This window comes from Mycobacterium sp. IS-1264, assembly GCF_001954195.1.
In the GTDB taxonomy this organism is placed as follows: Bacteria; Actinomycetota; Actinomycetes; order Mycobacteriales; family Mycobacteriaceae; genus Mycobacterium.
Genome location: NZ_MBES01000021.1, coordinates 1 through 26,617, shown reverse-complemented (window position 1 = coordinate 26,617; position 26,617 = coordinate 1). Strand labels below are relative to the sequence as shown.

The following is a 26,617-nucleotide window of genomic DNA, read 5'->3' as shown; positions in this document are numbered from 1 at the left end:
ATCGCCATGGCCGACACGGCTACGCCCGCCGAAGTGCGTGTGGTCGTTGGTGACGATCACCCGCTCTTTCGCGAGGGTGTCGTGCGCGCACTGGCCTCGAGCGGTTCGGTGAACGTGGTCGGCGAGGCCGATGACGGATCGGCGGCACTGGAATTGATCAAGACGCACCTCCCGGATGTCGCGCTGCTCGACTACCGAATGCCCGGCATGGATGGCTCCGAGGTCGCGGCGGCGGTGCGAAGCCAGGAATTGCCGACCCGCGTGTTGCTTCTCTCGGCACACGATGAGCCGGCGATCGTGTTTCAGGCACTGCAGCAGGGGGCCGCCGGCTTCCTGCTGAAGGACTCGACCCGCGCCGAAATCGTCAAGGCGGTCCTCGATTGCGCGGAGGGTCGCGACGTGGTCGCGCCCGGACTTGTCGGGGGCCTCGCCGCGGAAATCCGCCAGCGCGCGGCACCCACGGCGCCCGTGCTCAGCGCGCGAGAGCGCGAGGTGCTCAATCGGATTGCCCGCGGCCAAAGCATTCCCGCTATCGCAGCGGAGCTCTACGTCGCCCCGTCGACGGTCAAGACCCACGTGCAACGCCTCTACGAAAAGCTCGGGGTCGGCGATCGCGCAGCCGCCGTGGCGGAAGCCATGCGACAAGGTCTGCTCAGCTAGCGGCCGACCGCGGGTGCCGCTCGCTCACGAAGCCGGATCCTCCGCGCCCAACAGTTCGTTCGCGGATGACATGGCCTCCGCCATCATTTGGCGAGCCCGTCGTTCCACCTCGTAAAGGTGATCGTCGCTGACGCCGGCACCGATCAGCCGCCGTCGGGCGAAAACCAAAGGATCGACGCCAGAGGGGTGATTGGTGCGGTAGGTCACCGCCTTGACAAGTGTGGGGCCGCCGCCGGCGCTCGCTCGTTCTACCGCGTGGGCGACCGATTTATGCACCGCCGCAACGTCTCTACCGTCGGCCAAGAGCACGGGCATCCCGTGGCTCCCGCGTGCACCGCGGCGCACCCCCGATCCGGTGCGAACGTCCTCGACGACGAACACCGCCGGAAGCCGCCACGACACGGCTATGCGCGCGGCCGTTTCGAACTCGACCGAGTTCGAGTCCTCATTGCCGATGACACACAGCGTGACCTTGCCTGCCCCGGCGACTTGCTGCGCATAGGCATCGCCAAGGGCGAACATGACCGATTGCTTCAGCGGGCTTGAGCCAGCGAATATTAGCTTCCATTCGGCGGCGAACGGGTCTTCGTTAGACGCGCCGCCCACCTCCCGGCTCGGGGCGAATATTTCGGCGATGGCCGGACCCAGCGGGAGCGACAGACCGATCTGCTGTGCGTGTTGGAAATGCGGGATGGCGGTGCTGATGATGTCGCCCGGTCGAAGCGCTGCGGTAGCGCCCACGGCCACGGCTTCCTGACCGAATGCGGCCACCATCGGCCCGTTGAGCAGACCGTCGATGCGTGACTCTTCCAATGCCATGTCGAGCAGACGCAGGGCCCACATCCGCCGGTACAGCTCCAGCTGTCCACCGACAGGCGCCGCAGACGGTTTTGCCAAGAGTTTCGAGGTGCGAGCCATGTCCCGGTCTCCTAACCGATCGTTTGGGCGTTTGACCGCCTTCTTAGGCACAAGCTCAACGTAGGTCGGCAGGGCTGGGCGCACCTCCGCCGATCGGTTCGCAATAGTGATGAATGCCCATTCCCCCGATCGGGGGACAGGGCGACGTTCAGTCCGGGGGCAGAGTGCTCGGGGCCAGCAGCTTTTCGGCCGCCCTGTACGGATCGTCGTGGCCGTCGACCACTGCCTCGGCGAGTTGGTCGAGGTCCGCCCGGCCGCGCAGCCGTGTTTGGGCCAGCGAGAGGATCTGTGCACGCGCCCGGGCCAGCCGACGGTCGCGGCTGTCGGTGCGGCGATGGTCGTCGATGGCCGCGACCAGGTCAGCGACGCCTTCACCCTGGGCGGCAACCAGGCTGACGATCGGGGCCTTGGTTTCGGCGCGCAGATCCCGCACGGTCTGTTCGGCACCGTCACGGTCGGCCTTGTTGACCACCACGATGTCGGCGACCTCGAGCACACCCGCCTTGGCGGCCTGCACCGCGTCGCCCGCCCCGGGATTGAGGATGACGACGGTTGGGTCGGCGACGGCGGCGATCTCGATCTCGGACTGCCCCACCCCCACCGTCTCGAGCATGACCACGTCGTAACCAATCGCGCCCAGCAGGCGGATGGCGGCCGGAACCGCGGCGGCCAGCCCCCCGAGGTGCCCACGCGTTGCCACCGACCGAATCAGCACATCGGAGTCGTTGATATGCGCGGCCATTCGAATTCGATCGCCCAGCAGCGCACCGCCGCTGAACGGCGACGTCGGGTCCACGGCCAATACGGCCACCCGGCACCCACGCTCGCGATAGGCGCCGACCAGCGCCGCGATCGTCGTCGACTTGCCCGCGCCCGGCGGTCCAGTGATGCCGATGATCGCGCCCGCGCATGCCGACGAGGGCTCGATGCTCGCCAACACTTCGTCGCGCCGCTCGCCCTCGACCAGACTCAGCAGCCGACCCGCCGCCCGCGGAGACCCGTTGCGCGCACCGGTAATTAGGTCGGCGATGGTCATTTGCGCATTATGGCGCAGCGACCTCGATGACCGTCGCCGAGCCCATCCCGCCGCCCGCGCACATGGCCGCGACGCCGATTCCCCCGCCACGTCGGCGCAATTCGTGCACCAGCGTCACGAGCATCCTGGCCCCGGTTGCCGCGACGGGGTGTCCCAGCGAGCAGCCGCTGCCGCTGACGTTGACCTTGCCCGGGTCGAGATCGAGAATCTTGACGGTGGCCACACACATCGACGCAAATGCTTCGTTGATTTCGAACAGATCCACTGCCGAGATCGAAAGGCCCGCGCGGCCAAGGGCTTTCGGGATCGCTTCCACCGGAGCCAAGCCCGTGATCGCCGGGTCGACGCCCACGGACGCCCAGGACCGCACGGTGGCCAGCGCGGGCAGCCCGAGCCGGTCGCTCGCGATGGTCAACACCGCGGCACCGTCGTTGGCTCCGCAAGCATTCCCGGCGGTGATCGAGAAGCCCTCGATCTCCGGATGCAGCGGCTTGAGCGCGGCCAGCTTCTCCATGCTGGTGTCACGTCGAGGATGCTCATCGACCGAAAACAGCCCGTGCGGCGTCTCGATCGGAACGATCTCCTCTTTGAAGCGGCCCTCGTCGATCGCGGCGATGGCATTGCGGTGGGAACGCAGCGCCCAGGCATCCATCTCTTCGCGACTCACGCCCGCCCTGACCGCGGCGTTCCACCCCACCGTGATCGACATGTCGAGGTTGGGCGCATCGGGACGGTCGGGGTGGGTCGGCGGGAACCAGTCGACCCATTCGCCGTCCACCTGCATGCGTGACCGCGGCGACGTTGACGCGGAGTTCACGCCGCCGGCGATGACGAGCTGGTCCATCCCGGCCCGCACGCTCGCCGCCGCGCTCTGCACCGCCGCCTGGCCCGCCGCGCAGTGCCGGTTGTTGGCCAAACCGGGCACCTGGGTCAGACCGCTCGTGATGGCCGCGTGCCGGGCCAGCACGCCGCCACCATAGAGGCCCTCGCCCAGGATCACGTCATCGACCTGCGCGGGATCGAGGTCCGTGGCGGCCTCGGAGACAACGTGGTGCGCGAGGTCGAATGCGCTGGTGTCGCGCAGCGTTCCCTTGCGCGCGGTGCCGATCGGGGTGCGCAGGGCGGACACGATGACGGCTTCGGGCACGGTCTTCTCCAGTTCAGCGGCGCAACTTGCGAGAACCATATTCTCTCATTTTGAGAGTCCGAGTTGCAAGGAGGGTGCTGGTGGCCTGGCTAGTTGGTGCGGTTGGACCATCCCGGGGGCAGGTTTTCGGGACCGGTGTCGATGACGGTCTCGTCGTCGGTTCCGACGTCTTCGAACAAGGTGATATAGGCGAACTCCGGGACTTCGTAGATGGGGTAGGTCGGGCCGTCGTCGCGGTACGCGCGCATCTCATCCAGGTGTTCGTTCTGGAAGCAGACCGTGCGCTCGCCATGCGTGCGGACCCACTGCGGGAAGAAGATGACGCCGTGGATGCGGCGTTTGGCGGGGAGGATGTTGACCGCCACGCAAGTGCCGGTGGGTTCGCTCCAGGACACTTTGAAACTGTCGTCGTCGAGTTGGACGAGGTTGACTTTCTGGTCTTTGACCCAACGGCCTCCGACATGCCCGGAGTGGATGCGGTAGTCGATGGTAGAGGCGTTCTTGACATACATTTCGTACTGCCACCCGTTTGCATAGGTATAGATGAAGCGGTGGCCGACGATCCCCGAAAGATCCTGCGGCGGAACCGGGTTAGCGACGCTGGTCATTGCCCTATCCTGCCAGGACTGCGGCGGCACTTGTGGGCAGGCTGCGGGAAAGGCGCGGATTTGCGATGGTGGACGGATGACTCAGGGAATGATCGCGGTCCCGGGCGGGAACGTCTGGTTCACTCGGGTTGGCGGCGGGGCGGGTTATCCGCTGCTCGCGGTTCATGGAGGTCCGGGTATGCCGCACACCTACATGAGCTCGCTGGCACGTCTGGCCGACGAGCGCGAAGTCATCTTCTGGGATCAGCTCGGGTGTGGCAAGTCCGAGCGCCCGTCCGACCGCAGGCTTTGGACGATGGAACGCTCGGTCGCCGAGATGGATGCCGTGGTACAGGCACTGGGGCTGAACCGCTTTCACATCTTCGGCAATTCGTGGGGCGGAATGTTGGCCCAACAGTACGTGCTTGACGTCGCGTCCGGGGCTGCGAGTCTGACGATCTCCAACAGCTTCGCGTCGATACCCGAATTCTCGAAGATGGTGGCGCGCTTGAAATCCGAGCTTGATCCGGCCACACAATCCAGCATCGACCGGCACGAAGCCGCCGGCACGACATACGCGCCCGAATATCAGGCCGCAATCCGCACCTGGAACGAAACGCATCTGTGCCGCGTTCGTCCGTGGCCGGCGGAGCTCGAAGCCTCGTTCCGGACTATGAACAACGAGGTCTACGGAACCATGTTCGGGCTGAGCAACTTTCGCATCGTCGGGACCATTCGGGATTGGGACGTGTTCGACCGATTGGCCGAAATCTCGCCGCCGACACTTATCCTTGCGGGCAGGTACGACGAATGCGTGCCCGAACACATGTGGGAGATGCACGCGCGCATACCGGGCTCGCGGTTTGAGTTATTCGAGTCCAGCTCCCACATGCCGTTCATCGAGGAGCCGGACCGGTTCGATCAGGTGATGCGTGAGTTCCTGCGGCATAACGACTGAATCGCGGTCTCAGCGAGTCAGTTCTTGCCCGCCGCCAGCTTGGTGACGATCGACCGGAAGTCCTCGGTTACGAAGGACTGGCTTTCGGCCGACAGCGCATAGTCCAGACTGGCCAGGACGGCCCGCTCCAGATGGATGTTGAGCACCCGCTTGGTGCTCTCGACCGCCTGCTGGGGCAACTCCAAAATCTTTTTGGCGCAACCGATTGCCTCCGCGACCGGATCGGACGCCACGTGGTTGGCCAAACCAAGTTCGACGGCGCGTTGCGCGCTGATGCGGGTGCCGGTCAACGCGTACTCCTTGGCCAGCAGCAGGCTGATGTGCAGCGGCCAGGTCAGCGGTCCCCCATCCGCCGCGACCAGCCCGACCTGCACATGCGGGTCGGCGAGGTAGGCATCTTCGGCGATATATACGATGTCGCTCAGCGCGACCAGGCTGCAGCCTAGCCCGACGGCCGGACCATTTACGGCCGCCACCACCGGGATTCGGCACCGCGCCATGCCCAGCACGATCTCGCGGCCATCGCGGATAGTCTTGGCGCGCAGCTCGGCATCCCCCGACAGATCCTTGAGATACGAAAAATCTCCACCGGCCGAAAACGCCCTGCCGGCCCCGGTGATCACCGCCGCGCGGGCCGAGGGGTCGTCGGTCAATCGTTGCCACAGCCGCGCGAGCCCGACGTGCAGGTTGTCGTTGACCGAGTTGAGGGACTCCGGCCGATTCAGGGTGATGATCCGCAACGCGCCTTCGGCACGGACGTCGATTTCGGCTGGCATGTCGTACATTCAGACTCCCAATCCCAAGATTCGCGAAGCGATGATGTTCTTCTGTATCTGTGATGTCCCACCCATGACGCTCTGCGCCCGGCTGTACAAATAGGCGCCCAGGAGATCGGGATCGCGGGTCCCGGTGACGGCCAGTGCCGCATGTCCGACGGATTGCTCGACCCAGGTCATCAGCAGCTTGTCGAGCGAGCCCTCCGGCCCGTGCGACACCCCGTCCAGCTGTTCGGACAGCCGCCGCCGGACGTGATGGGTCAGCATTTCCGACTGGACGGCCGCCCACGCCAACTCTTCGGAAATCGGACCGTCGTTGCGCGCCAACAGCTCTCGGACAAGCCTTCCGTATCTGGCCGCATAACCCAGCGTGGACGGTTCGCGCTCGTGTCCGACGACGGTCATGGCGACCGCCCAGCCGTCACCGGGAGCGCCGACCATCCGATCCGCCGGCACCGTCGCGCCGTCGAAGAACACCTGACCGAATTCGTTGGTGACCCCGTTCATCATGCGCAGCGGGCGCTGCTGCACGCCAGGCTGTTTCATGGAGATCACGAACGCCGAAAGGCCCCGGTGACGCTTGGCCCCGGGGTCGGTGCGGGCCAGCAACAGGCACCAGTCCGCGACGTCGGAGTAGCTCGTCCAGATCTTGTGTCCATGCACTACGTAGTTGTCGCCCTCGCGGGTGGCGGTGGTGGTCAGCGAGGCCAGGTCCGAACCGGCGCCGGGCTCGCTGAAACCCTGACACCAACGCTCGGTGCCGCTAATGATGCCGGGCAGGAAGCGCTTGCGCAGTTCGTCGCTGCCGTGCCTGCCGATGCCGTGTACCAAATAACCCACGCTGGGGCGCGGCGGAGCGCCGGCGCGCACCAGTTCTTCGTCAACAATCACGTCATACACCGCGGGCAGGTCTTGCCCGCCGTAGTCGTGCGGCCAGGACAGGCCGAAAAAACCATTGTCGTACAACGCCCGATGCCAGTCGGCCATGCGCTCCCAATACTCGTCACCCGAGCCGGAAAACTCCTTGGCGTGCGCCGAAAGCCACGATCGCAGCCGCTCGCGGAATGCGGCCTCCTGAGCTGAGTCACGAAAGTCCAAGGTCGATCTCCTTCAGCGTTACCGGCCACAACTCGGTCGATGTCAGCGCGCGCCGCAGATAGACATGCACCACGCACTCCCACGTATTGCCGATGCCGCCGTGCACCTGCACGGCGGTCTCGCACACCGTTCGGGCGGCGCGCGCGCAATAGACCTTCGCAACCTGGGCGGCTCGAATGGCCTCGGCGGGCGTCAGTTCGTCAACCGCCCACGCGGCATGCCGCAACACGCTCACCGAACCTTCAATCAGCGCAAGGCTTTCGGCCAGCAGGTGGGCGATCGCCTGGTAGGAGCCGATCGCTTTGCCATATTGTTCGCGGATTTTCGCGTAGTCGACCGCGACGGCCTGAGCGCCCCGGGCGATTCCCACCAGGTCCGCCGTCGTGGTGACCAGCGCGAGTGCCCGCCATCGCGTGGCAACGTCCGCGGAGACCTCGCCGAGAACCGCCGGCGATCCCACCGCGCTCGCTTCGGCCCGGGTCAAATCGGCCACGGTCCGAACGTCGCCCACGTCCGTCCCCAAAACCGCGGTGCCGGAAAGGAACAGGGCTCGTCGAGCGCCGCGCGCGTCGATCACCCGGTCATCGACGGCGATGGTCACGCCCGCGGCGTCGGCATCGATCTGGCGGGCGAGATCGTCGGCCAGCACCGGACCCAGAAACGGCACGTCGACCAGTCGGCGCCCGAATTCCTCGGCGACGATGGCCACCTCGACGCCGGTGGCCCCATCGGAGCGCAGCGATCGCCAACCCGTCGTCGTAACCTGCTTGTCCAGCCGGGTAATTCGCTCCTCGTCGGTCAGGTCGTTGACCGCCCCGGGACCCAGATCGTCGGCCAGCTTGGCTGCGGCGTCACGCAATTGCTGCTGTTCAGCTGTCAGACGTACATCCATAGCGCTCCTTTAGGACTCGGCGCAACACCTTGCCCGAGGGCAGGCGAGGAATATCCGGTACGAACACGATCCGGTTCAGGTGCTTGTAGGACGCCAGCTTCTCATCCACCCTGGCGATCAGATCCGCGGCGTCAACACGGGTATGCACCGCGACGGCGGCAACAACCGCCTCGCCGTTGATCCCGTCGGGAACGCCGAACACCGCGCAGTCTTTGACGGCCGGATGGCCGTGCAGCACCGTTTCGATTTCGGCCGGCGCGACCTGAAAGCCGCGCACCTTGATCATTTCTTTGAGGCGGTCGGTGATCCGCAGCCAACCGTCGGCGTCGAGCCAGCCCACATCCCCGGTCCGGTACCAGCCGTCGCATATCGCGTCCTGGGTCGCCTCGGCCGGTAAGTACCCGGCCATCAGCGACGTCGACCGCGCCTGGATTTCACCGGCCTCGCCCGGGCTGACTGGTTGGCCGGTCTCGAGCGAGACCACCCGCAGGTCAACGCCCGGCACCGGGCGCCCGACCGCATCCAGTCGGGCCCCGTCGAGCGGATTGCACGCGATGACGGGCAGTTCCGTGGTGCCGTACGCCGGCACCCAACCGACGCCGGTACGTCGAGTCACCGTTTCGGCGATGTCGGCGCTGACCGGCGTCGCACCCCACATGATGAAGCGCAGCGACGACAGGTCGTAGGACTCGAGGTCTGGGTGCGAGGCGATGGCCAGCGCGATGGGCGCGACCGCCATCTCGATTGTGATGCGGTCGATTTCGATGTGACGCAGGATCTGGTCGATGTCGAATCGGCGATGTAGCCGCGTCCACGCGCGGATCTGCAGCGCCGTCAGGATATTGAGCAGGCCGAGGATATGCGAAGGGGGCGTGGCGATTTGAATGCGGTCACGCCGTGTCAGCTGCAGCGCGTCACGCCAGTGCTGCACGGCCACACTCAACGAAGCGTGAGTGTGCCGGACCGCCTTCGGCAGCCCGGTGGTACCCGAACTGAAGACAAGCACCGCGTCGCCGTCCGGCGGCGGCGAACACGAGGGCGTTGGTTCTGCGGGGGTAACGGGTTCGTCCAGGTGCAACATCGGCATCAAATCGGCCAGCACCGGATGGTCCCCGACGGCGTGGGCCGGGTCGGTCAGCGCCAGCGCGTGGTCGACCTCCTGGCGCTTCCACGCCGGGCTGAGCAGCACCGCGGCGGCACCAAGCCGCCAGATCGCGAGCAGGACGGCGACGAATTCCGGCCGATTGGACGCCATGAGCGCAACCCGCTGACCCGCGGCGACATTGTTTTTGGCCAGGGTCCGGGCCAGCCCGTTGGCCAGCGCATCGAGCTGGGGCAGGGTGAATCGCCGTTCCTCGAACACGAGCGCGGCCGGCTCGGTCACGTCTCGTCCCTTCCAGCTGTCCAGCGCGACTTGAGAAGATCCTATCGCTTAGGGAGAATAGTATTCTCTATACTGAAGAATGCAAATATGGAGGGGCGGCCATGGTGACGGCCCACATCATCGAGGAGACTGTGTCAGATCCCGATTCAAACGGCGCCGAGGCCGGCACGGTGACGATCTATCTCGATCGCAAGAAAGTGTCGGTACCACTGGTCCCGGGCGAGACTCTGCTGGAAACCGCGCGACGGGCCGGCCTGGAGCCGCCGTTCAGCTGCGAAGCCGGCAACTGCGGCACCTGCATGGCCAAGCTCGAGGCGGGCCGCGCGACCATGCGGGTCAACGACGCGCTCGAAGACGACGAAGTGGCCGAGGGCTACATTCTGACGTGCCAGGGCGTGCCGGACACGGACTCGATCACGGTGCGCTACGAGTAGCCACAGGAGAGGCGGCGACGATGGCCAAGGGAATCATGCTCGTGGAGAGTGTGCCCAGTTCGCCCGATCGTGAGGACGAGTACAACACCTGGTACGACGAAGTTCACATACCCGAACTGCTGGCGCTCGACGGAATTGTCGCGGCACGCCGGCTGCGTCCCGTCAACGGCGAGGGCCCGTATGTCGCCATCTACGAACTCGAGGGTGACGATCTGAAGGGCATCCTGGACAACATGATCGCCAACGCCGGTCAGCTACACATGTCCGATGCGCTGCAGCTCGACCCGGCGCCGATCCCGCGATTGCTCGAGTACCTTCCCTGACCGACCCCGAACGTGACGCTGCAGTCACGCTGGAGGCCGAATGTGACTGCACCGTCACGTTCGGCGGGCCCCGGTTACAGTTCCGGCGGCGGGCGGTACTCGGGTTCGTAGCCCGCGACGTTGATCGGGCTCCCGACGAGGCGGAAATCGCCCGCGGTCACGACGACTTCCGGAGTCGCCTCGAGTGCTTCGGGAAGCGTCCTGACGGCCGCCGCGGGAACTCCGAGGGGACGCAGCCGCCTTTCCCAGCCGGCCGCGGAGTCAGTCGCCAGCATCGCCGTGACGACGACCAGCACCTCGTCACGGCGGGCCACCCGCTCGGCCATCGTTTCGAAACCGCCGATACCCGCCTCGGCGGCGAAGGATTTCCAGAAGCCGTCGTGAGTGATGAACAGCGCCAGATACCCGTCTGATGTCGGAAACAGCTGAGCCGGAACGTAATACGAGTGTGCCCCATGCGGCCGCCGCTGCGGCTCGATACCGTCGTTGAGGTAGGCGGAGGCGTGATAGTTGAGCTGCGACAGCATCACGTCGCGCAGCGACACGTCAACTTGCCCGCCGGTGCCGGAGATGATCTTGGCCAGCAGCCCCAGCGCCGCACACATTCCGGTCGAGTTGTCGGCCGACGAATACCCCGGCAACGTCGGCGGGCCGTCGGGATCGCCGGTCAGCGCCGCGGTCCCGACGCCCGCCTGAACCACGTAGTCGAAGGCCGGATCGTCGCCGCCGTGCAGGCCGAAGCCGGTGATCGCCACGCAGACGATCCGCTCGTTGTGCCGCCGCAGATCCTCGTAGGTGAGGCCCAGGCGGCGGATGGCCGACGGTTTCAGGTTCACCAGCAGCGCGTGCGACTGCGACACGAGCTCGCCCAAATGTCGCTGTCCTGCTTCGGAATTCAGGTCCAAACAGAGACTGGACTTGTTGCGGTTCAGGCTGGCGAAGTAGGTGGGCCCGACGCCGCGGGAGATCTCGCCGCCGCTCGGTTCGATCTTGGTGACCTCGGCGCCGAGGTCGGCGAGCAGCATGGTGGCATAGGGACCGGCGAGCATGGTGCCGACTTCGAGGATCCGGATCCCCGCGAGCGGCCCGCTAGTCGTCACCGCAACTCCGTTGCGAGCGCGGCGATCATCTCGCGGGTGCGGCGCTTGGAGGCGACGAGCTCGTCCCGGTTCTCGCCGATCGGCAACAGGCGCACCGACAGGTCGGTCACCCCGGCGTCGGCGAATCGCCGCATCCGCGCCAGGATGGCATTCTCGTCGCCGGCCGCACACAGATCGCCGACGTCGCGGGCATCGCCGCGTTCGAGCAGGCGCTGGTAGTTCGGCGACACTTCGGCCTCGCCCAGGATGCGGTTGGCCCGCTCTTTGGCCTCATCGACTTGTGCAGGCGCACAAAGGCATACGGGAATGCCCGCGACGATCCGCGGCGCGGGCCGCCCGGCATCCGCGGCGGCCTTGGTGATCTTGGGCGCGATGTGATCACCGATCGCGCGCTCGTCGGCCATCCACAACACGGTGCCGTCGGCGAGTTCACCGGCAAGCTGCAGCATCACCGGGCCCAGGGCGGCGACCAGCACGGGCATCGGGGTGTCGGCCCCGAGCGCCATCGGATTGTGCACCGCGAACGAATCATTCTCGACGTCAACGGGACCCGGCCCGGCAATCGCGGCGTTGAGCACCTGCAGGTAATCGCGGGTGTAGGCGGCCGGCTTCTCATAGGGCAAGCCGAGCATGTCCCGGATAATCCAATGATGCGACGGTCCGACGCCCAGCGCCAGCCGCCCGCCGGTCACCGCGTGTGTCGAAAGCGCTTGGCGGGCAAGGGCAATCGGATGCTGGGCCTGCAGCGGCACCACCGCGGTACCCAGCTCGATGCGTGAGCTGTGCGCGGCCATCAGCGACACCATGGTCAGGCAGTCGAAGTCGTCGGGCACCTGCGGCATCCATGCGGTGTCCAGGCCCGCGGATTCGGCCCATTCGATGTCGGAGGCCAGCTTGCCCACCTTGCGGGCCATATCGCCACGCTCGGCACCGATCATTACTCCGATGCGCACGGTTCCTCCGGGGCTGGTTCTGGCGTTCCGGTCAGCCCGCGGATCTCGCGCACCAGCGTGTCGAGCGGTGTGCCCGTGGGGAATACGGCGGCGGCGCCGGCCGAGAGCAGCTTGGGTACGTCGGCGTGCGGAATGGTTCCACCAACGACGACGGCGATGTCGGCAGCGTCCGCGGCCCGCAACGCCTCGACGGTGCGGGTGGTCAGCGCCAGGTGCGCACCGGACAGGATGCTCAGGCCCACCACGGCGACATCCTCCTGGACCGCGATCGACGCGATGTCTTCGATGCGCTGCCGGATGCCGGTGTAGATGACCTCAAAGCCGGCGTCGCGCAGAGTGCGGGCAACGATCTTGGCTCCTCGGTCGTGGCCGTCCAGGCCGGGCTTGGCAACGAGAATCCGAACGGCCATCTAGAACACCACCGGTTGCTGGAATTCGCCCCACACCGCTTTGAGCGCGGAGACCATCTCGCCGACCGTGCAGTAGGCGTTGGCGCAGTCGACTAGCTTGTGCATCAGGTTGTCGGTTCCTTCGGCGGCGTGCGACAGGGCCTCGAGGCTGGATTTTACTGCGGCCGAGTCCCTTTCGGCCTTGACCTTAGCGAGCCGCTTGAGCTGCAGATCACGGCCCTCGGCGTCGAGCTCGTAGGTGACGACATCGTGTTCTGGCTCCTCGGTCACGAAGCGGTTGACCCCGACGACGGGTCGGGTGCCGGCCTCGATGTCCTGATGCACCCGGAAGGCTTCGTCGGCGATCAGGCCCTGCAGATAGCCGTCCTCGATGGCATGGACCATACCGCCGTGCCGCTCGAGGTCATCCATGATCTCGATGATGCGGGCTTCGGTGGAGTCGGTGAGCGCCTCGACGAAGTACGAACCGCCGAGCGGGTCGGCGACGCTGGCGACGCCGGTTTCGTGCGCGAGGATCTGCTGGGTGCGCAGGGCCAGCGTGGTGGTTTCCTCGGTGGGCAGTGCGAACGGTTCGTCCCAGGCCGCGGTGAACATCGACTGGACGCCGCCGAGCACTGCCGCCATCGCCTCGTAGGCCACCCGGACGATGTTGTTGTGGGCCTGCGGCGCGTAGAGCGATGCGCCACCACAGACGCAGCCGAAGCGGAACATCGACGCCTTCTCCGTCGTCGCTCCGTAGCGCTCCCGCACGATTGTCGCCCAACGGCGCCGTCCCGCACGGTATTTGGCGATCTCTTCGAAGAAGTCTCCGTGGGTGTAGAAGAAGAACGAGATCTGCGGCGCGAACTGGTCGATGGTCATCCGGCCGCGCTCCACCACGGTGTCGCAGTAGGTCACCCCGTCGGCCAGGGTGAACGCCATCTCCTGCACCGCATTGGCCCCGGCATCGCGGAAGTGCGCCCCGGCCACCGAGATTGCGTTGAATCTGGGGACCTCCGCGGCGCAGAACTCGATGGTGTCGGCGATCAGCCGCAGTGACGGCTCTGGGGGCCAGATCCAGGTTCCGCGGGATGCGTACTCCTTGAGGATGTCGTTCTGGATCGTCCCGGTGAGCTTGGTCCGCGGTATCCCCTTTTTCTCGGCGGCGGCGACGTAGAAGGCCAGCAGGATCGCCGCCGTGCCGTTGATCGTCATGCTCGTGCTGAGCTTGTCCAGCGGGATGCCGTCGAACAGGATCTCGAAGTCGGCCAGCGTGTCCACCGCGACGCCGACCCGGCCGACCTCCTCACCGAACTCGGGGTCGTCGGAGTCGTACCCACACTGGGTGGGCAAATCGAGCGCCACCGACAGCCCCGTCCCGCCCTGATCCAGCAGGTAGCGGTACCGCCGATTGGACTCCTCGGCGGTACCGAAGCCGGAGTATTGCCGGAAAGTCCACAGCTTGCCGCGGTACCCGGACGCGAAGTTGCCCCGCGTGAACGGAAACTCCCCGGGCGGCGGCGGCTCCGCGCTTATATCCGCCGGCCCGTAGACGGGTTGCAGCGGGATGCCCGATGGGGTCTGAGACTCGTTATCCATCGATGAATAACGTACTTGCAAAAAAAGAGAATGCCAATACCACATTGTTGAGCTGGGCAAACGGGTGTAAGGACACCGTGTGACGATTTCCAGGCCATCGGCAGCGGACATCGACGCCGCGGCCGAACACTTCGGCTTTCACCTCGACGCCGACGCCCAACGCAACTACCTGGCGGTGGTGCGGCACACGCTGAGGTCTTATGACCTGATCGACGAGCTGTACGACGATCTCGCCCGCCCGCAGCCTCCCGAGCGCCCCTACCGGTTCCCGGAGCCCGGCGAGAACCCACTCGGCGCCTGGTATGTCCGGGCTGAAATCGCGTCCGGCGCCGAAGGGCTGCTGACCGACCGGGCGGTGGCGATCAAGGACAACATCGCCGTCGCCGGCGTTCCGATGATGAACGGGTCACGCGCGGTGGAGGGGTTCGTCCCCAGCCGGGACGCGACTGTCGTCGAGCGGCTGCTTGCCGCCGGGGCAACCATCGCGGGCAAAAGCGTCTGCGAGGACCTGTGCGCATCGGGATCCAGCTTCACCTCCGCCTCCGGACCGGTGCGCAACCCATGGGACACCACCCGCGAAACGGGCGGGTCATCCAGCGGCAGCGCCGCGCTCGTTGCCGCCGGTGAGGTCGAGCTGGCACTCGGCGGCGACCAAGGTGGATCGATCCGGATCCCGGCGTCGCTGTGCGGCATCGTCGGGCACAAGCCGACCCACGGGCTGGTCCCCTACACGGGGGCGTTCCCGATCGAGCGGACGATGGATCACCTCGGCCCCATGACGCGAACGGTCGCCGACGCCGCATTACTGCTGACGGTGCTCACCGGACCCGACGGCAATGACCCGCGCCAGCGCCCCGAGCTTGCCGCGATCGACTACCGGCGTGCCCTCACCGGCGACGTGTCAGGACTGCGCGTGGGCGTTGTCACCGAGGGCTTCGGGCAACCCGGCTCGCTGCCCGAAGCGGACGACGTGGTCCGATCAGCGGCGCAGCGGTTTACCGAGATCGGCTGCACCGTAGGCGAAGTCAGCGTGCCCTGGCACCGCCACGCTCTGCACGTGTTCGCCGTCCTCTTTACCGACGGTGTCAGCTATCAGATGTTGGATGGCAACGGATACGGACTCGGCGCCGACGGTCTCTACGACCCGGAACTCATGGCGCACTTCGCAAGGCAACGAGTCATCAAGGCCGATGAACTCTCCAGCATCATCAAGGCGACAGCACTGTGCGGACACTTTGGCTTGAAAGTGCTTGGCGGCGCGTCGTATGCCAAGGCGCGCAACCTAGTCCCTCACGTGCGCGCCGCCTACGACACAGCACTTGGGCAATACGACGTCCTGGTGATGCCGACTGTGCCCGGGACCGCCGACACTCTCCCAGCCGGCAGCCCGCAAGAACTCGCGCGGCTCGAACGCATGGTCGGCAAAGCAACCAATACCGCACCCATCGACGTCACCGGCCATCCCGCGATCTCAGTGCCCGCCGGCCTGCTCGATGGTCTGCCCGTTGGAATGATGATCGTGGGCAAGCGATTCGACGATGCCACGGTGCTGAAGGTCGCCGATGCGTTCGAATCCCTCTGCGGCGGCTTCCCCGCGGCGCCTCGAGCTTAAGGCTATGCCCGGCAAAGGATTTCGCCGTGCGGGATCGCCAGCCAGCCGTCCGGCGCGGCGGCCCAGGCCCGCCATGCCGCCGAGATCGCCTCAAGCTGCACCAAAGTGGCCAGGCCCAAGTGCAACAGGTCACGCGCCACATCGGAGTGAAGTATCCGGTCGGCCCACATCCCGCCCCACCAGTCGCGGGTGTCGGCCGTCGCGTAGCACCACACGCTGCCCGTCGGCGTGACGTCGTCAAATCCCGCCTCGAGAGCCCACGACAACAGGCGCCTGCCCGCATCGGGTTCGCCGCCGTTGGCACGGGCCGCACTTTGGTAGAGGTCGCGCCAAAGATCGAGTTCCGGAAGTCGCGGGAACCAGATGAATCCCGCGTAGTCCGCGTCTCGGGCCGCCACGATTCCGCCCGGGCGGCAGACGCGGCGCATCTCGCGTAGCGCCCGCACCGGATCGGCGACGTGCTGCAGCACCTGGTGAGCGTGGACCACGTCGAATGTGTCGTCGGCGATGTCGAGGTTGTGCACGTCGGCGCTGGCAAACGAGACGTTGGACAGGTTGCGCCGCTCGACCTCGGCACGCGCCACGTCGAGAACGTCGGCGCTTTGGTCGACGGCCGTCACCGCTCCCGGCGCGACCCGGGCGGCGAGATCGGCGGTGATCGTCCCGGGCCCGCATCCGATGTCGAGCACCGACGCCCCGGGCGCCAGGCGGGGCAGCAGGTAGGCCGCCGAGTCTTCCGCGGTGCGCCGCCGGTGGCTGCGCAGCACCGATTCGTGATGGCCGTGCGTATAGGTGGCCGAACGTTCGCTCATAGTGCGGAAGCTTACGGGGGCCGCTCACATTATGGAATGTCTGTCTCAGTATATGAGAGCTAGTCGACCGGCACGTTGAGGATCGGGCGGTCGACGCCGGCGTCGGGACCGTCGAAATGCCACCACTCCCCCGAGTACGGCGTCAGCCCGCCGTATTTCATGGCGTCCCGCAGCTGTGCCCGGTTGGCCTGGGCGTCGGCGCTGACCCCTTGGGTGGCGAATGCCGTTGCGCGCGGCGAGAAGTCGTCGAAGTCGGTGCCCATATCGGCCAGGCAAAGCCCGTCGGCCTGCCGTTCGGGCGGGCACTGCGATTGCACGCTGGTGAACGTCACGTCGACCGAACGTCCGGACTCATGGCTGCGCGCGTACTGCCCCGGACGGGCCACCCAGGCCGGGTTGGGGACCACGTTGAACATCCTGACCTGAACGTCGTGCGGCCGGTAACAGTCCCAGAACACCATCAGGTGGCCTTGTGGGCGTAGCGCCGATGCGGCCGTCGCGAGGCCCGGAGCCATGGATTGGTGCACCAGGCAGCGAGCGTCGGACGGGTACAACTGGGTGCCGGTGAAATTGTTGGTGGTGGCGTAGCGCAGGTTGATTACCGCGTCGGGTACCACGGTCCGGACGTCGACGAATCCGGCCGCACGCGCAGCGTCGCTGACGGGCGGCACGTCGGGGCCGGCATGCGCAGTCGCGGCAACGGCTACCGCCACCAGACCCACCGCCGCAACCGGAACGACTTGCCTGAAAAGATGCATCTAGTCATTGTCGCGGCTCGTCGCGGCGGATCCGACCATTGATCAACGGGAATGGATCATCTATGGTCCGGGTAGCCGATCGGCTAGTCTACGGCCGGCGGCTCGGAGGAGCTAAGCGATGGCCGGTTTCGGCGTGGGCGTCATGCACAACACGATCAATTCGCGTTTCGGCCCAAAGCCTTTGATCCATGCCGACTACCTGACCGGGCTGGCGTGCGGCGCCGACTCCTTCTGGGTGGCCGACCACCTCAACTCGGTACTACCGCCGTCGATGTGGACGCCCAAGCACGTGGGGGCTGCCCGCATCATCCCGAAGATGGACGCCCACCTCGAGCCGTGGACGATGCTCGGCTACCTGGCAGGACGCAACAAGGGCCGGATGCGTATGGGCGTGGCTGTGACGGATACCGGGCGGCGCAATCCCGCCGTCACCGCCCAAGCCGCCGCCTCGCTGCACCTGCTCACCCGTGGTCGGGCGGTTCTCGGCATCGGGACCGGCGAGCGGGAAAGCAACGCGCCCTATGGCGTCGACTGGTCAAAGCCCGTGGCACGCTTCGAGGAAGCGGTGGCCACCATCCGGGCGCTGTGGAATTCCAACGGCGAGTTCGTTACCCGCGATTCACCGTTCTTCCCGTTGCACAACGCCACTTTCGCGCTGCCCCCGTACAAGGGGAAGTGGCCCGAGATCTGGATCGCCGCGCACGGGCCCCGCATGATGCGTGCCACCGGCAGATACGCCGACGGCTGGTTCCCGGGAACGACGCGCGCCACCGAATACGGCGAGCAACTCGACATCGTGCGTGCCGCGGCTTCCGACGCCGGACGCGACCCGATGGCCATCACTCCTGCGCTGATCCGGTTCATCGTGACCGGCCGCTCGCGCGACGAGATCGATGAAGTCGTGGACTCCGATATCGCCAAGGTATTCACGCTGAACTGTCCCGCCAAAGACTGGGCTCGCCACGGGGCGGAACACCCGATGGGGACCGACTTCACCGGCGTGCAAGACCTCATTCCGCAAACCATCGACGAACAGACGGCGCTCTCCTACGCGGCCAAGGCTCCCCGATCGCTCGTTCAGGAGTTGTTCGCGGTGGGAACACCCGACGAAGTCATCGGGCAGATCGCAGAGTTCCGCGACAACGGGCTGCGGTACCTCGTGGTCGGCAATGCCGGTGCGATTCAACCGAGTCTGCGCAAGAGCGCATCCGCTACCGCGCCTTACGTCAAGGTCGTGCGTGGCCTGCGAAAGCTGTGAACCCGGAGGTGGTTTGCGATGCCGATGATCGACCTGACGTTTGTCCGCGGCTCATTCGACGACGAGGCGTTGAACCGGCTGACTGACGACTTGGTGACAGTGCTGCTGCGCGCCGAACGCGCCCCCGATACCCCGTTTCTGCGCGACAACACGTGGGTGTATCTGCATCCGGTGGACGCGGCCGAGCTGTCGGTGGGCGGCAGGGGTCCCGGCACACCTCGATTCAGGATCGACCTGACGGTGTTCGAGGGAGCGCTGTCGCAAGACCGTAAGGAACAGCTTGCCGCCGACGTGCACGACGCGGTGTGCGCCGCAGCGGGAATCGATCCGCAGGGTTCACGGGCGTTTCACGTCTGGACGCTGATCCACGAGATTCCCGAAGGCGGTTGGGCCGGCGGCGGCAAGATCATCTATTACCAGCAAGTGAAAGGCCTTGCGGCCGAAGACTAGCGCGCCTCGTCGAGGACACGTTGTTTCTGCTCGGCGATGACCTGGCTCAGGTAGGAAGCTTTCGGCCATCCGTAGTAGGCGGCGAAATGCAATGCGAATTCGTCCATCTCACCGAACGAAACGTCGCCGCTCTTCAAGGCGGCATAGACATGCGACATGATCGGGTATTGGGCGTCCTGAAAACCCACACACGCCAACGTGATCAGGCGCCGCTCCTTCATGCCAAGGCCGGGCCGCAGCCACATCTCCCCGAAGACGAAATTGAGGATCCCCGCGCCCGAATACGGGTTGTCCCGCGACGGTGCGAACGGCAAGCAGTTGATCTGGCGAAACGCGTCCTCGCCGCCGGCCAGGCGCGCCTCGGGGTCGCTGGAGGTAACCAGCGGAAGTAACGGTGGCGGCGACGGGAGATCCTCGCCGCGCTCGCGCACAATCCGTTCCCACTGCGTATCAACGACCATGTTGAACTGCGAGGCTTTCGGCCACCCCGCATACACCGCGAAATGCAGGACTGTTTCCCGCATTTCGGTGATCGTGAGATCGCCGGTGCGCAGCGCGGCATAGACGTGCTGTTCCAGCGCGGAAGTGACGTCGGCGCCGGCGACGCAGGCCAGCGTGACGAATCGGCGGTCGCGGCGACTCAGACCCGGGCGGCTCCAGACCTCGGCGAACACGAAATCGATCAGCCCGTCGGCGATCGCCGGGCTGGTGTCGTCGGGTGCATCGACGGTCATTACCTCGGCGAATTCGCGGCATCCTCGCTCGCGTCTGTGACTTTCGCTGCTCATCTGTGTTCCGCTATCTGATCGTCACGCCGGCATCAACGGTGAACTGTAACCCCGTCACGTGGCGGGCCTCGTCGGAGACGAGGAACAACACCGCGTTGCTGACGTCGATAGCTTCGGTCATCAATACCGGTAGCGCGTTCATGAACAGCGGGCCCAGATCGGGTCGCTGTTCGACGATGAGCCGGTGCATCGACGGCGGCGCCATTCCGGTGGGCACACCCGTCGGATGCACGGTGTTGACCCGAATGCTCTGCGCTGCAAGCTCGTTGGCCAACGCCAGACTCATTCCGACGATGCCGTGCTTGGCGGCGGTGTAGGGCGTGTGCAGCGGGGTTCCCTTGATGCCGGCCGACGAACTGATGTTGACCAAGCTGCCGCCACCCGCGGCGACCAGATGCGGCAGAGCCGCCGCGCACGTGTTCCAGGCGCCGATGAGGTTGATGTCGACCACCAGCCGCCACTGCTCGGCCGTGGTGGTGTCCCAGGTGCCCACGGTCAACACGCCGGCGTTCGCCACCGCGGCGTCCAGCCCACCGAGTTCGGCTGCCCCCTCGTCGACGGCCGCCTTGAGCGCCGCGGCGTCCCGCACGTCGACGACCTTCGTGATTACCGATCGGCCAAATTGGGCAACGAGTTTTGCCGTCTGGCGCAGGTCGTCCTCAGTCGATAACGCATATTCCAAACCGTCGGGAGTAGCGCAGATGTCGACCAGCAGGCAGTCGGCGCCCTCTTCGGCCAGCCGCACCGCGTGGCTGCGCCCCATCCCGCGGGCCGCGCCGGTGATCAAAACTCGCTTACCGGCCACCCGGCCCGGCGTGACGGCGGCGGTCATAGCTTGTTGCAGAACCCGGCGTCCACGGGGAAGGTCACCCCGGTGACGTATTTGGCCTCGTCGGAGACGAGGTACGCGATCGCCGCGCTGATGTCTTCCGGCTCGAGCATCTCGACCGGCATCGGATTCTGCAGGTGCGCACCGCCTTCGGGGAAGCTCGCCAAGAATTCGGTCATCGCCGGATTGACGGCCATCATCGTGCGTACCGCCGTGGGATGAACCGTGTTGACCCGAATGCTGAAGGGCGCCAACGTGTTCGCCAGCACACGCATCAATCCCACTACCCCGTGCTTGGACGCGGCATACCCCAGCCCGCCGCCCTGCAGACCGCCGAAGCCGCGCAGCCCGGCCGTCGAACTGGTGAACACGATCGCCCCGCCGCGTTGCCCGGCAAGCAGATGCGGGATCGCGGCCCAAGCGGTGTGATAGGAGCCGTCGAGATTGACCCCGATCGCCGCCCGCCACTGCGCCAGCTCCTCCTCGATGGTCAACTGACGAAACGCCACGGGCGCGATGCCCGCGTTGGCACACACGATGTCGAGCCGGCCGAAATGTTCGACCCCGGCGTCCAGCGCCATCTTCACCTGCAGGAAATCGCGAACATCGGCGACCGTGCCGACCATCTTGCCGCCGACGGCTTCCACGAGCCCGATCGTTTCGTCGAGCTCGTCCCGGGTGGCCATCGCATACCCGTTCGCCGGGATGTCGGCGCAGATATCGATCCCAATGATGTGGGCGCCGTCCCGGCCCAGTCGCACCGCATGACTGCGGCCCTGCCCACGCGCCACCCCGGTGACGAAAGCCACCCTGCCGTCTAGACCACCCACCAGCCCTCGCTTCGCCGCGCCTCGGAGTAACCGCGTTACTCTGCTTGGCACAGTAACATCGTTATCGTGGTCGGTAAAGCGGCAATGCGAGACAGCCAGGCATCAGCAACGGCGTCGGAGGTCGCGCCCGATCCCCTCATCGACATCGTGGTCGACCTGATCGACACGCAAGGCTATGACGCGGTCCAGCTGCGGGAAGTCGCACGTCGAGCGCGCATGTCGCTCACCACGATCTACAAGCGTTACCCAACGCGCGACGAACTCATCGTCGCCGCCCTGCGCTGGTGGATGGACACCCATCGCTACGCCGCCTTAACCTCCGACCGCGCCCCGTCGTCGGAGGAATCGATCTATGACGGCCTCATGTGGATCTTCCGCACGATCTTCGAACCCTGGGAAAAGCACCCACACATGCTGCAGGCCTACGTGCGGGCCAAGGCCGGCCCGGGCGGTGCCGCGCTCACGCAGCATGGGTTCGACGTCGTCGTGCCCGCCGCATTGGCCGTGCTGAGCAACTGCGACGACCGGTTCGCCGAGGACGTGGGCGTCATCCTGACGGGCATCGTGTATGGAACATTGGGCCAGTTCGCCTCCGGCGCCATCGCGATCACCGACATCGTGCCCACGATCGAACGCACCGTGTACTGGCTCACCAAGGCCCACGAAAACGTCTACGGCGACCGGCGACCCGAAACCGGTTTCGGCACAGGGCTTTTCGTTCGATAGCTGGTGGCCAGGGGCGGGATCGAACCGCCGACCTTCCGCTTTTCAGGCGGACGCTCATACCGACTGAGCTACCTGGCCGGAAGGCAGCGAGTGTCTCGCCGCGCTGGCGACCCTGACGGGACTCGAACCCGCGACCTCCGCCGTGACAGGGCGGCGCGCTAACCAACTGCGCCACAGGGCCTTGCTGCTGCTCCGCGTCACCGCGTCGCGCGTACCCCCAACGGGATTCGAACCCGTGCTACCGCCGTGAAAGGGCGGCGTCCTAGGCCACTAGACGATGGGGGCCAGAACCGAATCACTCCGGGGTACTCGCAACGTGGTTACCGTTGGGAGCCACGTCAGCTTAGGTTACCGCGTGCCGAATCCTCAAACGAGCGCCGTTCGGGCGCCGTTTCCAACCCAGTATCCTGAATCTCCGCGGCCCCTATAGCTCAGTTGGTAGAGCTACGGACTTTTAATCCGCAGGTCCTAGGTTCGAGTCCTAGTGGGGGCACCAAAGCGGCGTGACCTCGGCCGATGGTCGAGCATTTTGGCTTCGGGTGATGGCTGACACTGCCTGCCCGCCGAACGCCTTGGCTATGCTTCGCAGGATGAGCGGCGACGCGGCCTACCCCAACGCCCCGGTAGCCCTGGTAACGCTGGAAATCCGTCACCCAGCAACGGATTCCCCCACCGAATCGTCGGGCAAAGAACTGAAAAACCTGCTCTTCGAACACCTGCCGATCGAACGCCAGGGCCAGGACATGGCTTGGGCGATGGGCGCCGGTGGCAGTCCGACCCCGACCGCGGAGCGCTTCGCCCGCTACGTCAACCGCGACAACACGCTCGCCGCTTCGTTGAAAACCCAGGCGCTCGTCGTGGAGACGACCGCTTACACCGACTTCGATTCGTTGGTCGACGTGGCGATGCGGGTCATCGACGCCCGCTCGCAGGTCTCGTCGATCGTGGGAGTGGAACGCATCGGTCTGCGGTATGTCCTGGAGGCCCGGGTCCCGGTGGGCGCGGATGGTCGCATCGACTGGGCCAGCGGGATCGCCGAGCCGCTGCTGGGGCCCCAGCAGATCGCACCCGGCGGCCTGACACTGACCGAGTGGCAAGGTGCGGCGGTCTATCGCGAGGCGCAACCGGGCAAGTCGATCATCGTGCGCTATGGCCCGGGCCTGGGTCAGGCGCTCGATCCGAACTACCACCTGCGCCGGACGATACCGGTCCAGCCCGGGCCGTTTTTCCTGCTGGACATCGACAGCTTCTGGACACCGGTCGGGTCGATTCCCGAATACGACCGGGAAACGGTGCTCGAGACGTTCCGCACCCTGTACGAACCGGCCCGCGCCGTGTTTCAGGACATGCTCATCGGCCGCCCACAGGACGACCCGCTTCGTCAGTAGGACTCAGCGTGCGAGCACCGCGCTGGTGTAGGTCACATCGGCGAACGCCGCCGCGACGTCGTCGTCCGGGTAGGTGAAACCGTTGGCCGCGTGCAATTCCGCGACCGTGCGGGTGGAGGTCTGCCAGCCGCGCTGATTCAGATGGTCGACGATGTGGCTGCGCGAGCCGTGATAGACGAGATCGTTGAAGTCGATTTCGAACCCCAGTTCACTCATCCGGTCATGGTGCGCGCGCCACCGCTCGTCGGCGAAAATCGCAGTGTCGGGCACGAATTCAAACGCGAGCCGACTGCCCGGGGCACTCAGCGCGGTGACGTTGTCGAACAGCGCATCCTGCGCCGCGTCCGGCAAATAGAGCAGCAAACCTTCGGCGCTCCACGCCGCGGGGGCCTGCGGGTCGAAGCCCGCCTCCTGCAGCGCGGCGGCCCAGTCGTCACGCAGATCGACGGCCACGGTGCGCCGCTCGGCGCTCGGCTCAGCGCCCAGATCGCCGAGCGTCAGGGTCTTGAACTCGATCACCTCGGGCATGTCGACCTCGTAGACCACCGTGCCCGCCGGCCACGGCAGCCGGTAGGCGCGCGCGTCGAGACCCGCCGCCAGGATCACCGCCTGGCCAACGCCACCCCGTGCGGCGTCGAGAAAGAATTGGTCGTAGAAACGGGTGCGGCAAGCCATCCCCCGAGCCATGCGCTGTGGATCGAATTCGGAATCCCCGCCGACCGGAATCTGGCCGTTGACCAATCGGACGTAGACATCGATTCCGACCGCGCGCACCAACGGCGCCGCGTACGGGTCATCGATGTACTTCGCGTCGGAAGACAGCGCCCGCTGGGCGGCGACCATGGTCGCGGTCGCCCCGACACTCGTCGCGAGATCCCAGCGATCACTCTCGGTGCGCGCCATGTGTTCCCTCATCCCGACCGAAAAATATAGACAGTCTAGTTAGTATCACAGAGTGCTTCCCGTGGCCTGAACTGGCGGGGCCTTTCCCGCTACTATCTGCGTATGCATGCAGGTAATGGGGAAGGCCGGTTGCCCGACGACCAGGCCAGCCTGGTGGTCGAGGTCTTCCGGATGCTGGCCGATGCCACCCGCGTGCAGGTGCTCTGGTCGCTGACGCATCGCGAGATGTCGGTCAACGAACTCGCCGAGCATGTGGCCAAGCCCGCGCCATCGGTTTCCCAGCACCTCGCGAAGCTGCGGATGGCACGTCTCGTCCGCACCCGCCGAGACGGCACCACCATCTTCTACAGCCTGGAGAACGACCACGTCCGACAGCTCGTCATCGATGCCGTCTTCAACGCCGAGCACGCCGGTCCTGGGGTCCCCCGTCATCACCGCGGTGACGGCGGACTAAAGGCAGTCGCCGAATCGCCGCTAGGTCAGGAGACCTTGGGGCAGTAGTGCTTTGGGTCGCCGCGCTCATCCAAGGGCGGCAGGTTACGCGCGGGAGTCTGCACCAATGGCGTGTCGGATGGGATTCTCCCCGCGGCTCGGTCCCAGCCGGCGCGCGCCCGCGGATGCTTTCGGAATCGGCTTGGCACGAAGGCGAATACGAGGCGAACGAGGTCGCCGAAGCGACGGTGCAGCCATTCGTTGCGGCGCGACCAGTGATAGCCCATCAGCTCACGCACCGGCGGATCGTAAAGGCCGACGGTGAGCCAGACGAAGAACGGTCCCAGCAATTTGCGTTGCGCGGCCCACAGACAATCCGGAACCCCTTGGGCGAAAGGCGGTTTGGGCAGCGCGGTCAGATCGAGCACGGCACGTGCTGCCTCGTTGTTCTCCAATACGTTGCGGCACATGTGGTCCCAGTAGTTCTGGAATTCCTCCCAGGACGCCGGCACCGGCCGCATGCTCATGCCGTACATCCGATACCAGTCGACGTGTTCGTCGAACAGCTGGCGCTTTTGCGCCTCGGTCAAGCCGCCGCAAAACCGTTCGGCCACATGAATAGTGCCGACAAAGAAGGTGGCGTGCGCCCAGTAGAAGACATCGGGGTTCAGGGCGTGGTAGCGGCGGCCCTGATCATCGACGCCCTTGATGTTGGTGTGGTAATCGCGCACCTCGCCGCCGGTGACCGGGGCGCGTTCCCCGTCGAAAACGACGCCGCCAATCGGGTACAACGACCGCAGCAGCCGGGGCCACCGTTCCCGGAAGAACGTCGAGTGATCGATGACGGCCGCGCCCAGTTGCGGGTGCATGTTTTGCATCGATCCCGCCCACGGCCCCTGCAGCATCCCGCGCCAATCCCCGAAGTACCGCCAGGTCAGAGAATCGGGTCCGAGCGGACGGGGCGGGGCGTCGTAGCCGAGCGGCGAGACCGGACACCCGCCGGCCACCCCAGCCAACTCGCTCGAGGCTGCGGCGCTGGTCAGCGGGCACGCCGCGGACGTATGTTGAGTCACTGTTGGATTCCCTGGTAGCTATCCGAGATTCTGACTACATGCGTTGTCAGTTTGCAGCTTAGGAGCGAGGTGGAGCCCAGTCAACGACGGGGCCGTTGGACCGGCGTCCCCCTGGAGAGTCGCCTGGCGCTGCGCCGAGACAACCTGATCGACGCCGGGGTGCAGTTGCTGGGCGGCGAGCGCGGGCCCGCGCTGACCGTCCGTGCGGTGTGCCGCAAGGCCGCGCTGACCGAACGCTATTTCTACGAAAGCTTTTCCGACCGTGACGAATTCGTGCGTGCGGTCTACGACGACGTGTGCACGCGGGCGATGAGCACCCTCACGTCGGCGAAGACCCCCAGGGAAGCCGTCGAACAATTCGTCGAGCTGATGGTCGACGACCCTGTGCGCGGCCGCGTGCTGCTACTGGCACCGGCCGTTGAGCCGGTACTGACCCGGTCGGGTGCGGAGTGGATGCCCAACTTCATCGAACTGCTGCAACGCAAACTGTCCCGAATCGGCGAT

General features: G+C 66.1%; 30 protein-coding genes and 4 tRNA genes. 12 read left to right on the top strand and 22 right to left on the bottom strand.

Annotated elements, in window-relative coordinates; all coding sequences use genetic code 11:
* Nucleotides 1-6: 6 nt before the first annotated feature.
* Nucleotides 7-660 carry a response regulator transcription factor gene (locus A5744_RS04965; protein ID WP_076058928.1) on the top strand — a complete coding sequence of 218 codons (654 nt, stop codon included), beginning with the start codon at nucleotides 7-9 and terminating at the stop codon, nucleotides 658-660.
* A 24-nt stretch (nucleotides 661-684) separates the two neighbouring features.
* Here the strand turns inward: A5744_RS04965 and A5744_RS04960 are convergent, their stop codons facing one another.
* From A5744_RS04960 to A5744_RS04945, 4 genes are all read right to left on the bottom strand, one after another.
* A complete protein-coding gene (locus A5744_RS04960) occupies nucleotides 685-1,578 on the bottom strand; it encodes a thiamine pyrophosphate-dependent enzyme (protein ID WP_076058926.1) in 894 nt (297 codons plus the stop codon).
* A gap of 148 nt (nucleotides 1,579-1,726) precedes the next feature.
* Nucleotides 1,727-2,614, bottom strand: a complete 888-nt coding sequence (gene meaB / locus A5744_RS04955) for a methylmalonyl Co-A mutase-associated GTPase MeaB (protein WP_076058925.1) — start codon at nucleotides 2,612-2,614, stop codon at nucleotides 1,727-1,729.
* A 7-nt stretch (nucleotides 2,615-2,621) separates the two neighbouring features.
* Nucleotides 2,622-3,761, bottom strand: a complete 1,140-nt coding sequence (locus tag A5744_RS04950; RefSeq protein WP_076059131.1) for a thiolase family protein — start codon at nucleotides 3,759-3,761, stop codon at nucleotides 2,622-2,624.
* 89 nt (nucleotides 3,762-3,850) lie between these two features.
* Nucleotides 3,851-4,369 (bottom strand): phenolic acid decarboxylase, encoded by a 519-nt coding sequence (locus A5744_RS04945; RefSeq protein WP_076058923.1) that lies wholly within the window; start codon nucleotides 4,367-4,369, stop codon nucleotides 3,851-3,853.
* A gap of 88 nt (nucleotides 4,370-4,457) precedes the next feature.
* Between A5744_RS04945 and A5744_RS04940 the strand changes: the two genes are divergently transcribed.
* A complete protein-coding gene (locus A5744_RS04940; RefSeq protein ID WP_083679202.1) occupies nucleotides 4,458-5,306 on the top strand; it encodes a proline iminopeptidase-family hydrolase in 849 nt (282 codons plus the stop codon).
* Between the two features lie 17 nt (nucleotides 5,307-5,323).
* Here the strand turns inward: A5744_RS04940 and A5744_RS04935 are convergent, their stop codons facing one another.
* Genes A5744_RS04935 through A5744_RS04920 form a run of 4 tightly spaced genes read right to left on the bottom strand, consistent with a single transcriptional unit; the run spans nucleotide 5,324 to nucleotide 9,456 of the window.
* Nucleotides 5,324-6,091: an enoyl-CoA hydratase/isomerase family protein gene (locus A5744_RS04935; protein WP_076058920.1), complete on the bottom strand. Its 768-nt coding sequence runs from the start codon at nucleotides 6,089-6,091 to the stop codon at nucleotides 5,324-5,326.
* Complete coding sequence (locus tag A5744_RS04930; protein ID WP_076058918.1) at nucleotides 6,092-7,180, bottom strand: acyl-CoA dehydrogenase family protein; 1,089 nt, start codon at nucleotides 7,178-7,180, stop codon at nucleotides 6,092-6,094.
* On the bottom strand, nucleotides 7,167-8,072 hold the full coding sequence (locus tag A5744_RS04925) for an acyl-CoA dehydrogenase family protein (RefSeq protein ID WP_076058917.1): 906 nt from the start codon (nucleotides 8,070-8,072) through the stop codon (nucleotides 7,167-7,169). Before A5744_RS04925 ends, A5744_RS04930 begins: the two co-directional genes overlap by 14 nt.
* Nucleotides 8,050-9,456, bottom strand: coding sequence for a class I adenylate-forming enzyme family protein (locus A5744_RS04920; RefSeq protein WP_076058915.1), 1,407 nt, complete (start codon nucleotides 9,454-9,456; stop codon nucleotides 8,050-8,052). The genes A5744_RS04925 and A5744_RS04920 overlap by 23 nt, the downstream gene beginning before the upstream one ends.
* A 101-nt stretch (nucleotides 9,457-9,557) precedes the next feature.
* Between A5744_RS04920 and A5744_RS04915 the strand changes: the two genes are divergently transcribed.
* Together A5744_RS04915 and A5744_RS04910 are read left to right on the top strand one after the other, a co-directional pair.
* Nucleotides 9,558-9,890 (top strand): 2Fe-2S iron-sulfur cluster-binding protein, encoded by a 333-nt coding sequence (locus A5744_RS04915; RefSeq protein WP_076058913.1) that lies wholly within the window; start codon nucleotides 9,558-9,560, stop codon nucleotides 9,888-9,890.
* Nucleotides 9,891-9,910: 20 nt separating this feature from the next.
* Entirely contained in the window at nucleotides 9,911-10,213 is a 303-nt protein-coding gene (locus A5744_RS04910; protein ID WP_076058912.1) for a DUF4286 family protein, read from the top strand.
* 74 nt (nucleotides 10,214-10,287) lie between these two features.
* Here A5744_RS04910 and A5744_RS04905 read toward each other — a convergent pair whose 3' ends face one another.
* From A5744_RS04905 to A5744_RS04890, 4 genes are read right to left on the bottom strand one after another with little or no spacing between them, the layout of a single operon-like run.
* Nucleotides 10,288-11,313: a CoA transferase gene (locus A5744_RS04905; RefSeq protein WP_076058910.1), complete on the bottom strand. Its 1,026-nt coding sequence runs from the start codon at nucleotides 11,311-11,313 to the stop codon at nucleotides 10,288-10,290.
* Nucleotides 11,310-12,266: an LLM class F420-dependent oxidoreductase gene (locus A5744_RS04900; protein ID WP_076058909.1), complete on the bottom strand. Its 957-nt coding sequence runs from the start codon at nucleotides 12,264-12,266 to the stop codon at nucleotides 11,310-11,312. The genes A5744_RS04905 and A5744_RS04900 overlap by 4 nt, the downstream gene beginning before the upstream one ends.
* A complete protein-coding gene (locus A5744_RS04895; protein WP_076058907.1) occupies nucleotides 12,251-12,676 on the bottom strand; it encodes a cobalamin-dependent protein in 426 nt (141 codons plus the stop codon). The genes A5744_RS04900 and A5744_RS04895 overlap by 16 nt, the downstream gene beginning before the upstream one ends.
* On the bottom strand, nucleotides 12,677-14,254 hold the full coding sequence (locus A5744_RS04890; protein ID WP_076058905.1) for a methylmalonyl-CoA mutase family protein: 1,578 nt from the start codon (nucleotides 14,252-14,254) through the stop codon (nucleotides 12,677-12,679).
* Between the two features lie 79 nt (nucleotides 14,255-14,333).
* Between A5744_RS04890 and A5744_RS04885 the strand changes: the two genes are divergently transcribed.
* Nucleotides 14,334-15,866 (top strand): amidase, encoded by a 1,533-nt coding sequence (locus tag A5744_RS04885; protein WP_076058904.1) that lies wholly within the window; start codon nucleotides 14,334-14,336, stop codon nucleotides 15,864-15,866.
* Between the two features lie 2 nt (nucleotides 15,867-15,868).
* Here A5744_RS04885 and A5744_RS04880 read toward each other — a convergent pair whose 3' ends face one another.
* A complete protein-coding gene (locus tag A5744_RS04880) occupies nucleotides 15,869-16,678 on the bottom strand; it encodes a methyltransferase domain-containing protein (protein ID WP_076058902.1) in 810 nt (269 codons plus the stop codon).
* A gap of 59 nt (nucleotides 16,679-16,737) precedes the next feature.
* The gene (locus A5744_RS04875) at nucleotides 16,738-17,436 is read right to left on the bottom strand and encodes a M15 family metallopeptidase (protein ID WP_083679201.1); all 699 of its coding nucleotides are present in this window, start codon (nucleotides 17,434-17,436) and stop codon (nucleotides 16,738-16,740) included.
* Between the two features lie 118 nt (nucleotides 17,437-17,554).
* On the opposite strand from A5744_RS04875, the gene A5744_RS04870 reads away from it, so the two are divergent.
* Both A5744_RS04870 and A5744_RS04865 read left to right on the top strand, forming a co-directional pair.
* On the top strand, nucleotides 17,555-18,694 hold the full coding sequence (locus A5744_RS04870; RefSeq protein ID WP_076058900.1) for an LLM class flavin-dependent oxidoreductase: 1,140 nt from the start codon (nucleotides 17,555-17,557) through the stop codon (nucleotides 18,692-18,694).
* A gap of 18 nt (nucleotides 18,695-18,712) precedes the next feature.
* The gene (locus tag A5744_RS04865; protein ID WP_076058899.1) at nucleotides 18,713-19,144 is read left to right on the top strand and encodes a tautomerase family protein; all 432 of its coding nucleotides are present in this window, start codon (nucleotides 18,713-18,715) and stop codon (nucleotides 19,142-19,144) included.
* Here the strand turns inward: A5744_RS04865 and A5744_RS04860 are convergent.
* Genes A5744_RS04860 through A5744_RS04850 form a run of 3 tightly spaced genes read right to left on the bottom strand, consistent with a single transcriptional unit; the run spans nucleotide 19,141 to nucleotide 21,591 of the window.
* Nucleotides 19,141-19,932 (bottom strand): carboxymuconolactone decarboxylase family protein, encoded by a 792-nt coding sequence (locus A5744_RS04860; RefSeq protein ID WP_076058897.1) that lies wholly within the window; start codon nucleotides 19,930-19,932, stop codon nucleotides 19,141-19,143. The two genes, A5744_RS04865 and A5744_RS04860, sit on opposite strands and share 4 nt — an antisense overlap.
* 10 nt (nucleotides 19,933-19,942) lie before the next feature.
* Complete coding sequence (locus tag A5744_RS04855; protein ID WP_076058895.1) at nucleotides 19,943-20,764, bottom strand: mycofactocin-coupled SDR family oxidoreductase; 822 nt, start codon at nucleotides 20,762-20,764, stop codon at nucleotides 19,943-19,945.
* Nucleotides 20,761-21,591 carry a mycofactocin-coupled SDR family oxidoreductase gene (locus tag A5744_RS04850; RefSeq protein WP_076058893.1) on the bottom strand — a complete coding sequence of 277 codons (831 nt, stop codon included), beginning with the start codon at nucleotides 21,589-21,591 and terminating at the stop codon, nucleotides 20,761-20,763. The genes A5744_RS04855 and A5744_RS04850 overlap by 4 nt, the downstream gene beginning before the upstream one ends.
* Nucleotides 21,592-21,675: 84 nt before the next feature.
* Between A5744_RS04850 and A5744_RS04845 the strand changes: the two genes are divergently transcribed.
* The gene (locus tag A5744_RS04845; RefSeq protein WP_076058892.1) at nucleotides 21,676-22,317 is read left to right on the top strand and encodes a TetR family transcriptional regulator; all 642 of its coding nucleotides are present in this window, start codon (nucleotides 21,676-21,678) and stop codon (nucleotides 22,315-22,317) included.
* A 1-nt stretch (nucleotide 22,318) separates the two neighbouring features.
* Here A5744_RS04845 and A5744_RS04840 read toward each other — a convergent pair.
* The 3 genes from A5744_RS04840 to A5744_RS04830 all read right to left on the bottom strand — a co-directional run bounded on the left by A5744_RS04840 (nucleotide 22,319) and on the right by A5744_RS04830 (nucleotide 22,602).
* A tRNA-Phe gene (locus A5744_RS04840) sits at nucleotides 22,319-22,395 on the bottom strand.
* Between the two features lie 26 nt (nucleotides 22,396-22,421).
* Nucleotides 22,422-22,498, bottom strand: a tRNA-Asp gene (locus A5744_RS04835).
* Nucleotides 22,499-22,529: 31 nt separating this feature from the next.
* A tRNA-Glu gene (locus A5744_RS04830) sits at nucleotides 22,530-22,602 on the bottom strand.
* Nucleotides 22,603-22,737: 135 nt separating this feature from the next.
* On the opposite strand from A5744_RS04830, the gene A5744_RS04825 reads away from it, so the two are divergent.
* Nucleotides 22,738-22,813: transfer RNA gene (locus tag A5744_RS04825), tRNA-Lys, on the top strand.
* 82 nt (nucleotides 22,814-22,895) lie between these two features.
* Nucleotides 22,896-23,705: a TIGR04255 family protein gene (locus A5744_RS04820; RefSeq protein ID WP_076058890.1), complete on the top strand. Its 810-nt coding sequence runs from the start codon at nucleotides 22,896-22,898 to the stop codon at nucleotides 23,703-23,705.
* Between the two features lie 3 nt (nucleotides 23,706-23,708).
* On the opposite strand, the gene A5744_RS04815 is transcribed toward A5744_RS04820, so the two are convergent.
* Nucleotides 23,709-24,608: a class I SAM-dependent methyltransferase gene (locus A5744_RS04815; protein WP_076058889.1), complete on the bottom strand. Its 900-nt coding sequence runs from the start codon at nucleotides 24,606-24,608 to the stop codon at nucleotides 23,709-23,711.
* 102 nt (nucleotides 24,609-24,710) lie between these two features.
* Here A5744_RS04815 and A5744_RS04810 point away from each other — a divergent pair, with 102 nt between their 5' ends.
* Nucleotides 24,711-25,109 carry a metalloregulator ArsR/SmtB family transcription factor gene (locus A5744_RS04810; protein ID WP_076058887.1) on the top strand — a complete coding sequence of 133 codons (399 nt, stop codon included), beginning with the start codon at nucleotides 24,711-24,713 and terminating at the stop codon, nucleotides 25,107-25,109.
* On the opposite strand, the gene A5744_RS04805 is transcribed toward A5744_RS04810, so the two are convergent.
* Nucleotides 25,088-26,056: an oxygenase MpaB family protein gene (locus A5744_RS04805; RefSeq protein WP_240562973.1), complete on the bottom strand. Its 969-nt coding sequence runs from the start codon at nucleotides 26,054-26,056 to the stop codon at nucleotides 25,088-25,090. The genes A5744_RS04810 and A5744_RS04805 overlap by 22 nt on opposite strands.
* 126 nt (nucleotides 26,057-26,182) lie before the next feature.
* Here A5744_RS04805 and A5744_RS04800 point away from each other — a divergent pair.
* The coding region (locus tag A5744_RS04800; RefSeq protein WP_139331242.1) for a TetR/AcrR family transcriptional regulator at nucleotides 26,183-26,617 on the top strand (435 nt) is incomplete at its 3' end.